This is a genomic window from Calditrichota bacterium, from assembly GCA_013152715.1.
GTDB lineage: Bacteria > Zhuqueibacterota > Zhuqueibacteria > Thermofontimicrobiales > Thermofontimicrobiaceae > 4484-87.
In genome coordinates this window covers 1-18,186 of sequence record JAADFU010000025.1, presented here as the reverse complement: position 1 = coordinate 18,186, position 18,186 = coordinate 1, and the positions used below count along the sequence as shown (strand labels likewise).

At 43.9% G+C, this 18,186-nt stretch carries 11 protein-coding genes; 10 read left to right on the top strand and 1 reads right to left on the bottom strand.

Annotated features, from left to right (window positions below):
• The 10 genes from GXO74_02375 to cas6 form a co-directional block, all read left to right on the top strand.
• On the top strand, positions 1–1,641 hold a 1,641-nt coding region (locus GXO74_02375), incomplete at its 5' end, for a HEAT repeat domain-containing protein (GenBank protein NOZ60504.1).
• A 138-nt stretch (positions 1,642–1,779) separates the two neighbouring features.
• Positions 1,780–4,326 carry a TonB-dependent receptor gene (locus tag GXO74_02370; protein ID NOZ60503.1) on the top strand — a complete coding sequence of 849 codons (2,547 nt, stop codon included), beginning with the start codon at positions 1,780–1,782 and terminating at the stop codon, positions 4,324–4,326.
• Positions 4,327–4,361: 35 nt separating this feature from the next.
• Positions 4,362–4,991, top strand: coding sequence for an N-acetylmuramoyl-L-alanine amidase (locus GXO74_02365; protein ID NOZ60502.1), 630 nt, complete (start codon positions 4,362–4,364; stop codon positions 4,989–4,991).
• A 52-nt stretch (positions 4,992–5,043) separates the two neighbouring features.
• A complete protein-coding gene (locus GXO74_02360; GenBank protein NOZ60501.1) occupies positions 5,044–6,159 on the top strand; it encodes a DUF4876 domain-containing protein in 1,116 nt (371 codons plus the stop codon).
• 201 nt (positions 6,160–6,360) lie between these two features.
• Positions 6,361–7,491 (top strand): DUF4876 domain-containing protein, encoded by a 1,131-nt coding sequence (locus GXO74_02355; protein ID NOZ60500.1) that lies wholly within the window; start codon positions 6,361–6,363, stop codon positions 7,489–7,491.
• A gap of 56 nt (positions 7,492–7,547) precedes the next feature.
• Positions 7,548–9,020, top strand: coding sequence for a hypothetical protein (locus tag GXO74_02350; GenBank protein NOZ60499.1), 1,473 nt, complete (start codon positions 7,548–7,550; stop codon positions 9,018–9,020).
• Between the two features lie 156 nt (positions 9,021–9,176).
• Complete coding sequence (locus GXO74_02345) at positions 9,177–11,411, top strand: T9SS type A sorting domain-containing protein (protein NOZ60498.1); 2,235 nt, start codon at positions 9,177–9,179, stop codon at positions 11,409–11,411.
• Between the two features lie 183 nt (positions 11,412–11,594).
• Positions 11,595–13,550, top strand: coding sequence for a 4Fe-4S binding protein (locus GXO74_02340; protein NOZ60497.1), 1,956 nt, complete (start codon positions 11,595–11,597; stop codon positions 13,548–13,550).
• 75 nt (positions 13,551–13,625) lie between these two features.
• A complete protein-coding gene (locus GXO74_02335; GenBank protein NOZ60496.1) occupies positions 13,626–16,385 on the top strand; it encodes an insulinase family protein in 2,760 nt (919 codons plus the stop codon).
• Between the two features lie 341 nt (positions 16,386–16,726).
• On the top strand, positions 16,727–17,533 hold the full coding sequence (gene cas6 / locus GXO74_02330; GenBank protein NOZ60495.1) for a CRISPR-associated endoribonuclease Cas6: 807 nt from the start codon (positions 16,727–16,729) through the stop codon (positions 17,531–17,533).
• Positions 17,534–17,720: 187 nt separating this feature from the next.
• Here the strand turns inward: cas6 and GXO74_02325 are convergent, their stop codons facing one another.
• Complete coding sequence (locus GXO74_02325) at positions 17,721–18,146, bottom strand: PIN domain-containing protein (GenBank protein NOZ60494.1); 426 nt, start codon at positions 18,144–18,146, stop codon at positions 17,721–17,723.
• Positions 18,147–18,186: the final 40 nt, after the last annotated feature.

Genomic DNA, 18,186 nt, shown 5'->3' with positions numbered 1-18,186 from the left:
CAATATTTGACAAAATTGGTCGAAGAGAAAAAGAAGCAGCGTCGATTGACAAAAGCCTTATTTTTTACAGGACATGGTTATCATTCTGAGTCTTTAAGCGCCTGGGAAAGTGAAGCGCTGGCGCTGCGCGAACAATTCCCGCAACTCTATTTCCCCGGCAAGAGACTTTTCAATTACAATCATTCGATGTCGCCGGATCTGAAAGCGACAATTTTGCGCGTGCTTGCTCGGGAGCCAATAAATTTGACTGTCTTTCACGCCCACGGCGCAGTGGATACGCAATATCTGTTGGGAAATCCACCCGCTGAAACTATTGGCGCGCAAACCGAGGCGATCAAGCTTTTTCTGCGCTCCAAACTGCGCAGTGCAAAAGCGCGGAAAAAGTCCGTTGCTGAAACAAAATTAAATTACATGGAACGATTTAATATTCCGCTTGACTGGTTCGATGGCGCTTTTGACGATTCGGTGATGCGTGCCGATTCATTGAAGGCGGCGAAAATGGACATTTACAGCAAAGATGTGAGAAAAATTTCTCCGCGATCGAACATGATTGTTTTTGATGAATGTTTCAATGGCGCATTTTTCAAAAATTCGTATCTGGCAGGGGAATATCTTTTCAACAAAGGGGAGATGCTTGTTGCCATTGCCAACAGCGTGAATGTTCTGCAAGACATCTGGGCAGATGAATTTTTAGGTTTGATCGGCATGGGAGCGAGAGTCGGATTAGTTCACCGAATGAATCCGTACCTGGAATCGCAGATTTTGGGAGATCCGACGTTTCAATTTTACGGTGAGCAAAACAACCAAATCAACTCTTTGCTCCAAGCATGCGGCAGCGTTTCCGATTGGGAAAAGTTATTGCGCTCTCCGGACGTTCCTCTACGAAGCCTGGCAGTTTTCAAATTGAGCCAGAAGAAAGACCAAAAGTATCTTGACAAATTTCTTGAGATTTACCACCACGATGAATCTTTTGTTGTGCGCGCTGAAGCTTTGCGTGCGGTGGCACAGACGAGAAGCGTGCAATTGCGAAATTTATTGCTGCAATCAATCCATGATCCTTTTGAATTCATTCGGAGAAAGAGTGTCGTATTGATGGGGGACATTGGCAGGAAGAAATTTGTGTCGCCGTTAATAGTTGCGGCGTTGTCTGATCCTTCGGAGAGAGTGGTTTTCAGCGCCAAAACAGCGTTGTCAAAAATACTCATCCTAAAAGAGGACGTTGAGAAATACACGAAGAAGTTTTCTGATCGATTCTCCGAAGACGAAATTAGCAAATTGCTAAAAACAACTTCTATTCTTCGCTCAAGGGATGTTCGAAAGGAATATTTACCCAAAATAAAAAACGAGAAGTTACCTCTGCGGAAAAGAATCAGCGCTGCTCGTTTTTTTCGCAATTATCGCTTCCATGAAGCAGTGCCTGAGTTGATTGCTGTGGCGCAAGAAAAAGCGCTCGATACCAATTTGCGAAAAGCAATCATTGAAGCGCTGGGTTGGTTTGTTTATTCTTACCAACGCGAGAAAATAATTAACTTTTGCAAAGAAATTATCTCTGATAAAAATGAACAGGATGCCATCAAAAGCGAGGCTCGCAAAACCAGAACTCGCTTGTTGGTTGGTGCGAATCATTCATTGACGCCATGAGTTTTTTTATTTTTTACAAAAAACTACTTGATTTTTATGTAAATATTTGTATGTTTTAATATACGTTATTTTTTCTTAATAACCAACCTGCAAATCAATATTAATTTCAAAAAAAACAGGGGAAAATTAAAGCAAACCATGCGACAATCGTTGAAATATGACAAGTTGAAATTTATTTATTTCATCGCTTTAATTCTCGTTTTACTCTCCTTTTCCCTTCTTTTTGCGCAAAAAAAGGCAGTTGTTCGCGGCGCAGTTTACGATATGGAAACGCATACTCCGCTGTCGGGCACACTAATCAAGGTTCAGAAAACCAAGAAAGTGACCTTTGCCGATCAAGACGGAAAATTTGTCATTCGCGGCTTACCGGCGGGAACCTACATGCTCGAATGCGTGCTTGCTACTTATCCCAGATATTTGAAGCAGATCGTTGTCCCGTCGCAGGGAGAGAAAAAAATCAAAATCTACCTTCCGCAGTCCAGCGCTGCGGAAGACGTGTTTGAAATTGGCGGCATTAAAGTCGAGGCAAAAAGGGATTTGTTGCCAAGGGAATACACTGCCACGACCAGAATTTCTTCCGGTGAAATCGAAAATTTGCAGGCGACAAATTTGGGCGATGTTTTGGAAATGGTACCCGGGCTGGAAAAAACAAACCGATTGGGACTGGACAGAGCCATTCACGCTAATGTGCGCGGTTCTTCCAATGATGCGCTCGGTACTTTTGGTACGAAAATTATTCTCGACGGCGCGCCGCTTTCCAACAACGCCAACATGCAGATGTCTGCCAGCGGAACCGTCACCAGCAGCGCGGGTCAGGGAATAGATTTGCGGCTCATCCCGGCGGACAATATCGAATCAATCGAAGTGATTCGCGGCGTACCTTCGGCCAGATACGGCGATCTGACATCGGGAATCATCAAAGTAAAAACTTATTCCGGAATCATGAGCCCGCGGCTGAAAATAAAAAGCAATCCCAATACTTCCGAAGCCAATTTCGGCGCCGGCTATCGAATAGGGAATTATGTGTACAACCTCAATCTCAATTACGGCTACAGCGAACGGGAACTGCGAAAAGAGGGTGACGAATTTCATCGCATCAACGGCAGCCTGATTGTTTCGCGGAAATTTTTGGACGGGAAAATGCCGCTCAAATGGAAATTGTTCGTTACCAGACTGCTCGACGAAGAGAAACCAACCGATATTCGGCGAACCTCTTCGTACAATCGCGGGTACACAATAAACACTGACTGGTGGGGAGATTACGTTCCCAATAATCTGCTAAAGTACAACAGCAATCTCTATTTTCATTACAAGCGTCAAAATACTTACAGATCCCGGCTTGTGGAAGCTGATCCCCGCGCTTACATGGGTGAGCTGCGCATGATTGGGGACGAAGTTTCTATTGGCGGCAGGTTTGAGGCAACCAGAAAAAAGATTTTGTCCGGCTCTGTGCATGAGTTGATGGCCGGAATTCAGTTTCAGTACGATAATAATTTTGGCAAAGGGCTTTATATCGACACGACGCGCAACTACTATGGCCAAGATTCACCGAAACGATCTTACTCGTTCGACGAAGTGCCTGGTATGACGCAAATTTCACTTTACGGCGAGGACAGAATCACAGGAAGATTGTGGAAAGAATACACTCTTGTGCTTGGATTGCGTTACGACCTGTTCAAGCCGAGAAAAATCAATTGGTCGAACCATCTTCTTTTCGATAATTATATTGACTGTCAGCACGGATCATTTTTGTCGCCTCGATTAGGTTGGATGATCTATCTTGGCACTCATACGCAGCTTCGCGGCGGTTATGGCCTATCCGCAAAAATTCCGTCGATGACCTATATTTTTAAGCCCCGTGAGTCCGAGCTGTACAAATTGAATTACTATTCCTATGATCAATCCAATTTTAATTTGAAGGGCTATTATGTCAAAGAATTGAAATTGGGGGTCGATCAGAAATTTGGCGAAGTCGCTTCGCTTTCGGTTGAGGCTTACAATCTCTGGCGGGACAACGAGCCCAAAAGGCACTCTTATCCGTTTTTTTACGAAATAAATCCGGACACTTTTTGGGTGCCGACTTACTCCAGATATGAGAATATCGGCTGGAAGGAGCAGGCGGGAGTTGAAGTCACTTTTCGCACAAAATCTTTTCGCAGTCTGGCGCTGACTATCGTCGGCAATTACCGCTACACTCGATCGGGAACACAAACGCTTTCCTACACTTCCAATCCCGATCCTATCGACACCGACGGAGATGGTATTTTTGACAGCCGCGATCCTGTCTGGCGGGATACAAAAGACAGTTGGCACAAAAAAGTGATCATCGACTATCGGCTCGAATATCGAGCAAAAGGATTGGGGCTCTGGTTTCAATTCATCGCCCAGCAAATTCCGCTGTATCAGAGCAAGAGCAACAATCCTTATGAGAAGGGCCTCTGGGCGAATTATTTGTACAATTATCCCAATAACTGGGTTTTCAATTTTCGCTTGTCAAAATCTTTGTGGTGGAAATCGGAAATCTCGCTGTACGTGAATAATTTTCTTGACGATCGCGGCGTTTACGAGGCGCCGTGGCTGCAACAATATTACCCGGAAACAGGCGTCTGGGGCAGAAAGGTCTATTTGACGAGAAACAACTCGATCTTCTGGGGATTTGAATTTTCGACAAAATTTGATTTTTGATTTTCGATGCTGATATTTTCAAAAAAGGAGAGGTCATGAGCCGCTTTTCAATGATTTTTTTAATTGCCGCAATTCTGGCATTTTCATTTTGTCAGCAAGAATCGCCAACCAAACAAGCTGCTCAGCCATTTATGGTCATCATTGATGCCGGACATGGCGGCTCTGATCCCGGCGCGGTTGGTTTCAACGGGATAAAGGAAAAGGACGTTGTCCTCGAAGTTGCCAGGCAGTGTGAGAAAATTCTGGCAAAAGAGAAAATAAACGTCATCCTCACCAGATCGGAAGACAAATTTGTGCGGCTGAATGACAGAATTTTATTCATCAATCGGAAAAATCCCAATTTGGTGATTTCTCTGCACAGCAATAGTTCCCGCGCTGCCGAAACCAAGGGAATTGACACTTTTTTGAATAGCTATAAAAATGCGGCAGTGATGGACAGTATTTTTAGCAAAGAGTTCAATCGGACTGCGCGGCAAACCAATCGCATGGGCGGAAAAGCAAATTTTTCCATTCTGAAATTGGTCAAAGCACCAGTGGTTTATCTGGGACTGGGTTACATGAGCAACGAGCAGGACTGCTCCCGGCTGAGTGATGCGACATTTCAGAAGAAGTTAGCAGCGACGATTGCGGAGTCGGTTTTGAAATTTCGTGACGCGCAGTTGTGATAATTTTCGCAGCGTTCTTTTTTGCGAAGAACTTAATTAATGGTTTGAAAAAATGTACAGATTTTTGTCCCTGGCAATTGTTCTTTTATTATTTTTCTCGTGCGGACAAAAAAAGCCGACGGCGATAGAAGGCGAGGGAAAGCTAAAAGTCACAACTTTCGACGACGCCGGGCAGACTGTGGGAGAGGCGGAAGTCGTTTGCGTGTCATTTAACGGGCAGCTCAGCAAAGCGCAATTCTCTGATTCAAGAGGAATAACGATTTTTACTGATTTGCCTTCGTCCAAATACACAGTGAAGGCAATGAAATCCGTGAATGAATCTGCCTGGTACGTTGGCAGCGACCAGATTTTTCTGGAAACCGGCGAGGAAAAAGCAATCTCTGTGACCATGCGGCTGAATTCTCCGGGTTTAAAAATTAACGAGATTTATTACGCCGGACCGGTGAACGACGAAGGATATTATCAGGATCAATTTATCGAACTGTACAATGCTTCTGATGACACCGCTTATCTTGATGGGACAATCATAATCAGAGGCGGGGCAAGTGAATTCGCGGGAAAAGATAACGATAATGACGGCGATCTCGATTTTTTGTACTACAATGCGGTTACAGATCGACACTACGCGTGTTTTGTAAATGCGTTTCGCCTCTCCGGCACGCCGGGCGGTACCACATACCCTGTGGCGCCGGCGGCGTTTGTCGTGCTGGCTGTTGACGCTATCGACCACAGACAAAATCAAACGACAAGCATTGATCTTTCTCACGCTGATTTTGAATTTTACACAAAATTCGATCCGCGAGATCCTAACAATCCGGATGTTCCGGACTATGTTTGCATGATTACCGGTGAACATAGCTGGCTGACTCCTCGCGACTTATCTTTGAGCGTTGAGACAGATATTGTTTTGCTGGCAAGCGGAACGGACAGCGTCTATTGGGACGGGATAGATTTGGATACAATTATTGACGGAGTTGAGTACGCAAATAACAAAGATTTGTTGCCCCGGATTGACGCGCGAATTGACCGGGGAATTGCCGGAATTATGCCGGACGAAGTCATTCCCAAATTTAGCGGCGAATCTATCGAACGAATACATCCTGGTTTTGACACTAATAACGGCGTTGTGGATTTCATTATTTTGAAACACCCCACGCCCGGATATTAATAGTACGAATGACCAGTTAAAATTGAACATTTGGTGTTAACTACATGTTTTTAAAAGGCTGACGCCTTAATTCCGTCCCAGTTTCGGCATTAAGCCGTAAGGCTTTTATTGTTTTCCATTGCTATTTTACGTAAAAATTTTCAACTGGTCATTCATATTAATATATTTTTTGGAAATTTTACTTTTTGAAGAGAGGAGAAAATGCGTCAACTATTTCTGCAATCGATGGCATTATTTTTTGTAATCATTGTTCTGAATTGCGGCTTGAAAAAACCAACGACTTATGAGGGTAATGGTATTTTGGAGGTAATAATTTTAGATGACAGCGGGAATCCCGTTCCTGAAGCCGATGTTTTTTTGACCTCTCATCTCGGAGAGGTTGGCAGCCGGCAACTCACCGATTCATTGGGACAGACGAATTTCAGCGGTTTGTCTTCGTCTGAATACACGGTAAAAGCGTCAAAATCCATCGACGAAAAAGTTGGTTACCTGGGAAGCGAGAAAATTTCCCTTGAATCCGGCAAGCAAGAGACGCTCACCGTTCGGATGCGATTGAATACCGCCGGATTGAAAATTAATGAAATTTACTACGCCGGGCCAGTGAACAATGAATTTTATTTTTATGATCAATTCGTTGAATTGTACAATGGCGGGGCGGACACAGTTTATCTTGACGGGACAATTTTAATTCGCGGCGGTGGCTACAGTCTGGCGGGAAAGGACAACGATGGTGACGGCGCAATAGATTATTTTTATTTTGACACTTCTGACGGCACAGAACACCGTTGTTTTGTTTATGCATTTAAATTGCCTGGCGTGCCGGGAATCAGCAGAAATTATCCGTTAGCGCCGGGAGAGTTTGCCGTTGTCGCCGGCGACGCCATTGATCACCGGGAAATTATTTCTACCAGCATCGATCTGTCCGATGCGGACTATGAATTTTACAATCCGTATTTTTTCCGTGATCCGAACAATCCGGATATTCCTGACTATGTGAATATTATTACCGGCGAACACGGGAGAGAGACGACAACTGACTTTATGCTGAATTTGTCCGGCGATATTCTTTTGCTTGCCAGCGGCGAAGATAGCGTGTATTGGGACGGAATAGACATTGACACAATAATTGACGGCGTCGAATATTCCAGTAACAAAGATCACATTCATAGCGTTGAAGAGAGAATTGACAAAGGGGCTGCCGGAGTCGCTCCGGACAAAGTGATGACCAAGTACAGCGGTATGTCTATTCAGAGAATAAGACCGGGATTTGATACAAATAACAGCACCGTCGATTTCACAATTTTAGATCATCCGACACCTGGGTATCAATAGAATTTTAATTTACCGGAATCAAATCAAAATTCATAGAATGCAGCAAGGGAATCAGTGTGAAACAAATAACTTCTTTTGTCATTATATTTATCCTCATCCTCGCCGTCACTGTTTCGGCACAAGAAAATCAACTGCGTCTATCTTCCTTGGGCTCTTGCAACTTGAGCTTTGAGGACGAAACGAATCAAATTTCAATTTATGATTTCGGAAAAAATCCTGCCGGCATTGTATTTGACCAATGCGGAGAGTGGATGAGGGCAATGAGTTGGTCGGATTATCGCCAAGGGGATTTTCGACGTCAGATGGATCCTGCGTCTCGATTTCAGTTGCATTTGCAAGCTGAAGCCTTCAAGTCAATGGCTGACAAAAAATCCGCTTTTCGGGGCTACATTCAATATTACACCGAGGATTTGCGCGACGTTTATCGGGCGCTCGAATACGAACCTTACCATGACAATTTTACTTCCATCGATACGACGACAGGAACGTTTGATTACTATGGTCCTCAGTTAGGTTTCGAATATGGCCGACGGTTAACTTCATTTTTTTCAATCGGAGCGCGCATCCGCTATCGGTTGCAGGACGGGCTAAAACGCGAGCCCAGCAAGACGAAAGTTGACGGCAGAATGATTCACGGCGACATCGGGGCGATGATAAATTTGCCATGGAAAATGACTCTGGGGCTTGTTTTCAGACCTTTTACTGAGCAATATCGCCTTAATGCGACAAAAGCATTTCTTCTCGATTATCCGATTATTTACAAATATTTCGGCGATAGCCTGCTGGTCAAAAATGATAAAGTCTCCACTTACAACAGAAAAATTGGCGATCAAGGCTATGCTTCTGAGGCGCAATTAATTTTTCCGCTAAACAGCGCTATCACAATTTCTGCCAAAGGGGGAATTTTCCTGCAAAACCGCCAGATTTCCGAAAATACATCTGAGGGAAGAAGGGACATCGACGATTACGGAAGCGTGCAAAAGACAGGGCGTTTCTTTGATTTTATCGGAAAATGGCATTTAGAAAGTTTGCCAGTGTTCTTTGGCGCCTCATTTTCGTGGAACGACTGGGATTCCTGGGCACGCACGCCGCGCTATCAGACTATTTTCGAAGAGATGAACGGGGGAAATAAAGAATTAGGCATTGGCATTGGCTTCGACCGAGAAAATTGTCCGTTGAAATTAGGCGCAGAATATTATTTTGAAAACTACAAAGAAGAAAAACACAACTATTATCAGCATTACCAGTGGAAACGCGATGTAAATGCAGAAAGATTGCATTGCGGCATTGAATATTTTTTAAAGAAAAATTTATGGCTGCGTAGCGGATTAGTCGCCGGCGAGATTATTCCTGAATACCACCTCAGCATGAAAGGAATTTCTGTGCGGCAACTCAGCGGCGGGATTGGATTCACTTTCAGAGGCTTGCTGCTGGATTTCGCCGGATACTACCAAAAACTGACGCCCAAAAATGGCGCTTTAAAAAGAGAAAACTTCTTTTTTATTTTCCAGGTAACGCAAATACTTTAGAAAAGAGTTCAGGGGATTTAGTCAACTTTTGCACGGATGACAACAGGCAAGATAAATTATTCGTCTGAAATTATTCGTCTGAGTGCTGTATTTAAAAAGAAAACAAGCCAAACTAACTCACTTTTCATTTATTGACTAAATGTTGGAGGTTTTGAAATGAAGAAATTAGCTACAATCTCAGCGCTGCTATTATTTCTTCTCATGTTAGTGCCAATCGTTTCAATTGCCGGCGATTGGGAAGTTTTCAAGCAATTTGATTTTGATGATTTTCTTGATCAAGTTGTTGTCGTGGGAGAAGGTCACGGTTATTTATTAGCCGGACAATCTCTTTATGAGTTCACACAATATCCGCCCACTTCATGGACAAAGAAAACAGACCTGCCGTCGCGAATCGACCCGGCGAATCCAGGCGAGGAATTGTCGTATTCCACCTATCGTATGGCTGCCTGGGGCGATACGATTGTCGTTGTTGGCAGCAAGGGCACAATTTTCACTTCTTCTGACGCCGGTGCATCGTGGACAGATCTGTCCGACACTGCTTACATTAAAGTGACATTTGAATGGGTTCAGGGTCCTAACAGCCAAAACGTTTGGATTTGCGGCGGCACCAGCAGTCCGAAAAAGGGCTATGTGTTGAGATTGGAAAATTTATCCGACTTGACGCGCAAGGATGTTGAAGAAATGGATTATAAATTGTCCGAAATTTTCTTCACTGACGCCATGCACGGTCACGCAGTGGCTGGCGGAACAAAAGGCGATTACTTCCGCACTGAAGACGGCGGAGCGACCTGGACAGAAATCGCCGGTAATTTTAAGGGCGGCACATCGGGTCGAATTTACGACATGACTTTTGCCAGTCAAAACGTGGGCTATGCCGCTGGTTATTACGGCTATCTCTACAAGACCACTGACGGCGGTGCATCAATATGGCAGCAAATTGAAACGCCAGAAAGAGAAATTGCATCCATTACTTATTTGTTGACCGTTTTTGCTTTGAACGAAAATGAGATTTTTGTCGGCGGGAAAGAAGGACGTCTCTACTACAGCGCTGATGGCGGCGCTTCTTTTGAATTGGTTCGTATCCCGAACGGCAATAATTTTAAGTCTCTCTGGTTTTCCGCGGCAAATGAAGGAATTGCCTTGTCAAGTTACGTTGTTTATCACGCAAAGCCGGGTAATCCGGTTGATTGGGAGCCATTGGTCAATTGGACTGCTGATTCTTACGCCAATGTCGCTGTTGATGAGAATGATAAACTTTGCCTTGTTGCGACCGACGGTATGTATTCTTACGGCAGCCCCGATGAATTGACAATTTCTCAGGTGGCGATTCCCGGCGTGCATCCCAATTTGAAAAATGCTTATTTTGGCAATGGGAAAGCTTTTTTGATGGGCTACAAATCTTTGATACTCAGCGATGATGATATGCAAAGCTGGTTTGAGGTACTCAACGTTGATTCTGGCCTGAAAAAATATGCGCATGATATTTCATTTGTTGACGCCGACACTGCTTATATGGGCGACAGCGGCGGCACGCTCTGGAAAACGACAAATGGCGGCTACAATTGGCAAAAATTGCAAAAAATTGGCACAGGCCTGTATCGCGTCATATTTACGGACTGGCAAACCGGCTATGCATTGGATTACAAAGAAGAGCAAATCCAAAAAACTACTGACGGAGCCGCTTCATGGACCGCCATTCCCGTGACAGACATCACGAAATGTTATTTCTACGATATGGAGATGCTCAACGACTCCACTTTGATCATCGCCGGTTATGATGCCACACAAAGCGGCGCTTCCAAAGGGTTGATCGTTAAAAGCACGGATTATGGCGCAACCTGGAAAACTGTCTTTCATTCCAATATCACTTACAAAAGCCTGAATCTTTACAGCATTGAATTTAACGGCGATATCGGCTATGCGAGCGGAAACAATGGTGTCATTCTGAAATCTGAAGACGGCGGCGATACCTGGAACGAAGAAGCAAGCCCTGTTGCTGGTAAAATGGTTTATTTGTACGGCGGAAAATTTCTCTCCAATGGCGATTTTTATGCGGCGGGGAATAGGGGATATGTGTTGAGAAAATTGGCGTCCACCGGCGTTGAAGCGATGAAAAACGCGGTTGTCAATAATTATCAGTTAAGTCAGAATTTTCCCAATCCGTTCAATCCGACGACTGACATTTCATTTGCTTTGCCAACGCGAAGTCATGTCAAGCTGTCTGTTTACAACGCATTGGGTCAGAAAGTCGCGACTCTTGTGGAGGGAATGCGTCAGGCGGGATCGTATCGCGCGACATGGAACGCGCAAAATATGCCCAGCGGAATTTATTTCTACCGTCTGGAAACTGACTCATTCTCAAAAACGCTCAAAATGATTCTGATGAAGTAGGGCGGCATTTCTGATCGTTGGAAAATAGTCACAAATTCAGGTGGTTTTGTTTTGCCTGACAAATTTAGTAAATTGTTCCTGTGACAAGATTGCTATGGCAAAGATCGCGGACATTAATCGTTCGCTTTCTTTGCCATAATTTTAAAAAGTGTAGAGGCATATAAACTTAAATTGGGTCTGCTGATGAAAAAAAATATTCGTCTGATTTTGCAATTGATTATTTTAGCTTTGATCATTTTCGTCATCGTCAAGAGCTTTGATGTTGAGCGATATTGTCCGTTCGGCGGTATCTTGTCTTACGCCACGATGGTTTATCAAAATACAATGGCGTGTAACATGACCGCGAGCGCCGTTTTTATGGCGTTTGTGCTGGTGCTGGGCGCGTTGGCGATAGGAAAATTATTTTGTAGCTATGTTTGTCCCATCGGACTGATCACAGAGTGGCTGGGTAAATTAGGCAAATTATTGCATTTGCATTTTGATTTACCGAAAATTTTGGATCGAATCTTCCGTTCGTTAAAATACATTTTGCTGTTCATTGTGCTTTATTCTACGGTTACCAAAAGCGAGCTATTCTGCCGCACATTTGATCCGTATTATGCGGTTGCCACCGGGTTTGGCCATGATGTGGTTTTCACCTGGGCGCTCATTGCCTTGCTGGCGACTATTTTGGGCTCTATTTTCATAAAACAATTCTGGTGCAAATATTTGTGCCCGTTAGGCGCAGCAACTAATCTTTTTGTCAATTTTTATTTGATCTTGGTGCCATTCATCATTTATCTCATTTTAGTTAAATTGGGCATCCATTTGTCGATTATATGGCTCTTTGGCACAATTTCGCTGTTAGGTTTTGTGTGGGAAGTCGGCGTGTTTAAATTTAAACCGCTTCCTTTCACCAAAATTACCGTTGATCACGACGGCTGCACAAAATGCATGAAATGCGTTGCCGCCTGTCCCCATGGCATTGAAGTTTGCCAGTACGAAATAGTGGATCATCCGGACTGCATGTTGTGCACTGATTGCGTTTACTCGTGCGATGTCGATAAGGCCATCAAGGTGAACCATTCCGACAAACTCGTCTGGCTGCCGGCGATCATGGTTGTCGCGCTCATGGCGTTGGGATTTATTTTGTCCAACCATTACGAGTTTCGCACACTGCAAAAACGATGGGGCGGCTTTGAAAATATGGAAAATTTACAGGTTTTCCACCAATCCGGACTAAAAAATGTCAAATGTTATGGCTCTTCCATGGCGCTGTATCGGAAGATAAAAGACAAGAAAGGCATTTATGGTCTGGACACTTACGCCAAATCGCACACGGTCAACATTTACTACGATCCGAACAAGCTATCGGAAGCTGGTATTCGTAAGGAGCTTTTTAGTCCGCGGCGCTACAAAACGCGCACTTTCAAGCGATATAAACCTGATTCTCTGACAGTGTGGGAAGTCGGCATAGACAACCTTTTTGACATCGTGGACCACATGAATATGATTCGCGTTTTTAATCATAATTTGCATGTTTTTGGTTTTGAGTCCGAATATGGCGATCCGGTAATGGTGCGAATTTTCTTTGACAGCGACAGTACAAATGCGGCAGAGATCAAAAAACAGATCGATGAGACCAAACACATCGAGCGGAAAATTCGCGGCAAAAAACATGTTTATGAAATGGATTTTCAGTGCAAGGGCGACGGAAAAATCGTGGCCAAGGTGCCTGTTTCTTTTTACGAGCAGCGCATGTTTGGCGCTTACGATCAGCCTTTTAATGGCTTCGAAAATGAAGACTTAAAAAATCTGTCAATTTATGAGATTGGCATTGTAGGCGCGGAAAATTTCATGCTGCGCCGACAACTGCCGTACCTGGTGAGCCATATTTCCGGCGACAGCGCAATTGTTCGCTTCAAAACTTCTTCCATTGACGGAAGAGATGTCGCTTTGATTTATTTTGATCCCGCGTTAATCGACACGGCGAAAATTCATCAGATGCTTGTCGTGGACACGCTGAAATATTACAAATCTGACGATACCGTCGGATTTAAAAAGAATATTTACCAATTCAAATACCCGAGCAAAGTGCACGCTGCCGCTGATTTTGTCGATCCGGTCGCTATTGCGAAAGAATATCAATTTAGTGAATAGCGAGCAAAGATGTGCTCCGCCTGAAAGGTGGGGTGCATCTTGCTAATGGGTTGCATTTTATTTAGGAGAAAATTAATGATAAGCAAAAGATTTGCTTTATTCATCTTGCTGATATTAAGCCTGGTATCGCTGAGTTTTGCGCAAGCACAGGTCCAGGAAGGCGAAGTCGTCGAAACAATTTTAGACAATGGCTTGAAAGTTTTGACGGTTGAGATACACAACGCGCCGATTGTTTATTCGCAATTATCGTACAAAGTCGGTTCCAGGAATGAAAATGTCGGTTCTACCGGTATTGCGCACATCACCGAGCACATGATGTTCAAGGGCACACCCAATTATCCGGCGGGAACGATTTCGCAAATCATAAAAAACAACGCCGGCGTTTTTAATGCGTTCACTTCCAACGACATCACTGCCTATTATGAACAAATGCCAAAAAATAAAATCGAACAGGCGCTGGCGATTGAGTCGGATCGAATGTACAATTGCGTGATTGATTCAGGCGAACTCGCCAGAGAGCTCAATGTCATCATGGAAGAACGCCGCATGAGAACGGAAAATAATCCACGGGGACTATTTTCCGAAGAGTTTAATGCCATCGCTTTCAAAAGTTCGCCTTACCATTGGCCTGTGGTCGGATGGATGGATGACATTAAAAATACGACCAGGGACGAAGTTTACAATTTCTACCGCACTTACTACACGCCGAATAACGCCACGCTCGTGCTGGTCGGAGATTTTGAAACCGGGAAAATGTTGCAAACAGTGGAAGATCATTTCGGAAAAATTCCCCGTGGTCCCGAAGTGGATCAAACTGTGACCTCAGAAATCGAGCAACTCAGCACGAGAACGGTGACATTAAAAAGACCCGATGTCAAAACGGTCACGCTGCAGATGGGTTGGCACACGCCGGGCATTGGTCATCCCGATAATGCCGCTTTGTATTTTCTCGCTCGCATTTTGGGAGGCGGGAAGACGTCTCGATTGAGAAAAAATCTTGTGGAAGAAAAGAAACTGGCAATCCGCGTTTCCGCGCGCGCCACATTCGGAAAAGACCCGTATCTTTTCATTGTCAGTGCTGAATTACGCAAAGAAAAAATGGGTCAGTTGGGGCGCGTGAAAGACATTATTTTTGACGAGATTGAAAAAATTAAAGCGGAATCCGTATCCGAATACGAGTTGCAAAAGGTAAAAAACAGAATTGCCTTTAACGAGGTATCGGAGAATCTCAAAGTCTCGGGCATCGGCGGTCGGCTGTCGCGCTACGAAACCTATCTGTCGTGGAAATTTTACGATGATTGGAAAAAGCAAAGGCAGGCTGTTACGGTGGCAGATGTGAAGCGCGCGGCAAATCAATATTTACATGCGGAATATTTGACGATTGGCTATCTTTTGCCCTCGGAAAAAGCTGAAAAAATAACAAAAAAATCCTCGTCAATTCACAAGAACAACGACCAGAGCAATTTTTTCTACCAAAATCCAACTCCGAAAAAAAAGAATACGAATTTGCAAACGGAGCAAAAGCTCGATGTGGCAAAACCCAACCCAATTGCGCCACGCGTCAAAAAAGCGAAATTGAACAACGGCATCGAGGTGTATTTTATCAGGTCAAAAGCGTTCCCGATTTTCTCGTTGCACGGCTTTATTCGTACCGGAAATTGTCCCGAAGACGCAAAAAAACCGGGACTCGGTTCTCTCACCGGGAGAATGATGAATCGCGGCACGAAACAATTTTCTTTTGATTATTTATCCGAAAGAATGGATTTTATTCCCTTCAGTTTTAATGTCAGCGGGGGAGTGGAGACCATTGATTTTGGCGGTAGCGTTTTGTCGGAATATGCGGACACGCTGCTTTTTTACGCGATGAATATTTTAACTGAACCTGCGTTTCCGGAGAATGGCTTGGAGATTGTCCGCGCGAGCATGATCACGTCGCTGCGGCGAGCGGAAGGAAGCGCCGGCTGGAAAACTTCGCGTTTTCTGTTTGAGCGCATTTATGGAAAAAGTCATCCGTACGGACGGCTCAGTACTGGCGGAGAAAAAAGTCTGCGTCAAATTACTATCGCTGACCTGAAAAATTTTCATAAAAAATACTATTGCCCGCAGCACACGATGCTATTTGTCCTGTCCGATCTGTCAATGGACAAGGTGCTGGAAAAACTGAACCGGTCTTTTGGTAAATGGCGACATGCGAATCCGCCGCAATTGGCTGATTTCCCGAATCCGACTGGCGTAAAAGGCAGGGTTGTCAAAGTTTTTCCCATGCCCGAGAAAAAACAGGCGGACGTGCGAATCGGCGGTTTGCTAGTGCCTTATGGCCACAAAGACTCAGAAGCCATCGAATTGGCGGTGCACATTCTGGGAGGAAGTTCACTCACTTCGAGAATGGGAGTGAATATCCGGGAAAAACAAGCACTTGCCTACCACGTTGGAGTCAAAACCAGACAGCGGCAACATGGCGGACTCTGGTTCATGCAATCGGGCACAAAACCGGAAACAGCAACTCAGTTGTTGAAAAGCGCGCTCGCAGAAATCCGACGAATGCGCCGGGAAAAGGTCAGCGACGCTGAATTGCTTAACGCAAAACGTTTTTTGATCGGCATTCTACCGATGATGCTGGAATCGCCCGACGATGTTTTGCGACAGGTCGAAGATACGGCAGAACACCATCTCCCAGTCGAATATTTTGACAACTACGCCGACCGAATAATGGCGGTGACCAAAGATGATATTTTACGAGTGATGACAAAATACTTTGACACAAAAAATATTGTCATTGTCGGCGCCGGCCCGATGGACGAGCATGAATTTGATATTTTTAAGGACAAATTGTAACCATCAGCGACAGCTAAATTGATTTCGTTTCAAACTTTGCTATTTTGTGCAACGAAGGCGCAGGAGAATCCCTCGACAGTTGTTGGCATAACAACTTTGTCGGGGGATTTTTTGTTTAATGCAGTTAATTTTCCTTGAAATTTCAATGCCCTACGGGAAACCAATTTTTTATATTTTTTTGAATAATGTTTTTTCCAAATTTGTAGCTTATCTGCTAAAATAAGCTAAAATATAAATTATTGCTTGCATTCTAAGTAAAAAAGTGTTATTTTAAAGAAAAATATCTTCCTTTATTTGCAATATCAAGCCCGCTCTTTCTGGCGAAACCCACCGAGGACGCGATGAGAGTTAAATTGACATTGAGAACCGCCCGAAAATTTTCCACAATCCCGATAAACTATCAATACCAATTGTCATCAGCTATTTATCAAATTCTATCGCAGTCATCCCCTGAATTTTCGCTCTGGCTGCACGAACAAGGGTATTCGACTCCGCAGGGAAAGCCGATAAAGCTGTTTGTATTTTCAAAATTGTACATTCCCGGCGTCAAGTCCAGAAATGGCGCTTTGATCGCGAGAAACTTCACTCCCTGCACGCTGCACATCGAAAGCCCAATGTTGCAGGATTTTGTGCAAAACTTTGTCATCGGCCTTTTTTCATCGCAGGAGATTAGTATCAACAGTCAGTACGGATCAGCGAAATTTGCAGTGCAGCAAGTGGAGACCGTTCCCGAACCTGAGTTTAGCGAAGAAATGAAATTTAAATGCTTGTCTCCGATTGTCGTTTCTACTGCTCGAAAAAAAGAAGGACAAATTCAGGAGCATTATTACCGCCCACTGGAGCCCGATCTCTCCGAAGCGATCCGAAAAAATTTGATTTCAAAATACGAAACTCTTTACCACCGACATCCGGAAAACGATAGCTTAACTTTTGCGCTTGACGAACATTATCTCCGCAGAAGAGGAGGTGAAGAAAAGCTATCCAAGCTGATCAAGATTAAAGAAGGCATGGCCGAAGAAACGCGCATTAAGGCGTTCGAATGTCCGTTTTATCTGAAAGGAAGCACGGAGTTGATGAAAGTTGCCTATGAGTGCGGCATCGGGCAGAAAAATTCAATGGGGTTTGGGATGGTGGACGTTGTTAAATAATTGACAATTCTAAATTAAATTAGCATCAATGCCCCATATCCAAAATTATATTTAAGGAAAAAAATGGAGACGAGATTAGCCCTGAAACATGCGCATACCCCGCAAATCAGAATGGCATATTTTGATCAATTGATTCGTAATGGAAAACTTGAGGGTTAAAACGAGCTTGAACGTTCTTTGAAAGAAATTAATTAAGAAATGGGTTTTCAATTCTTAAGTCGCGGATGCGCTGACCATGTTGCAAATCTTCAGTGTACAAAATTTTGCTTTTTGACCTTATTGCAGCGGAAATGATAAGTGAATCGTAAAATGAATATTTCCAGCCCTCCTGTATTTCTAAAGCATCTTGGAAAAGTTCAATGCCGGAAAATATTTCACACAACGGTTCCAGAACATTTGTTATGTAGAGGTTACAATCCTGCTTCTTTAAAGGGATTTCAAATTTCTGGGTTGCAACATTTAAGAATTCCTGTATCACCTGATAACTGATGCAGCCGGAAAATTGATAAAGCGCTTTACTGATTAATTCCTTTGCTCTCTCTTGTTTAGCAGGATTGGATTTGTCAAAAGAATAGATAAAAATATTGGTGTCCAGAAAAAATTTATCGTTCATTGAGCTCATCCCGTGTAAATTTCCCTCCGGAATTTGCATA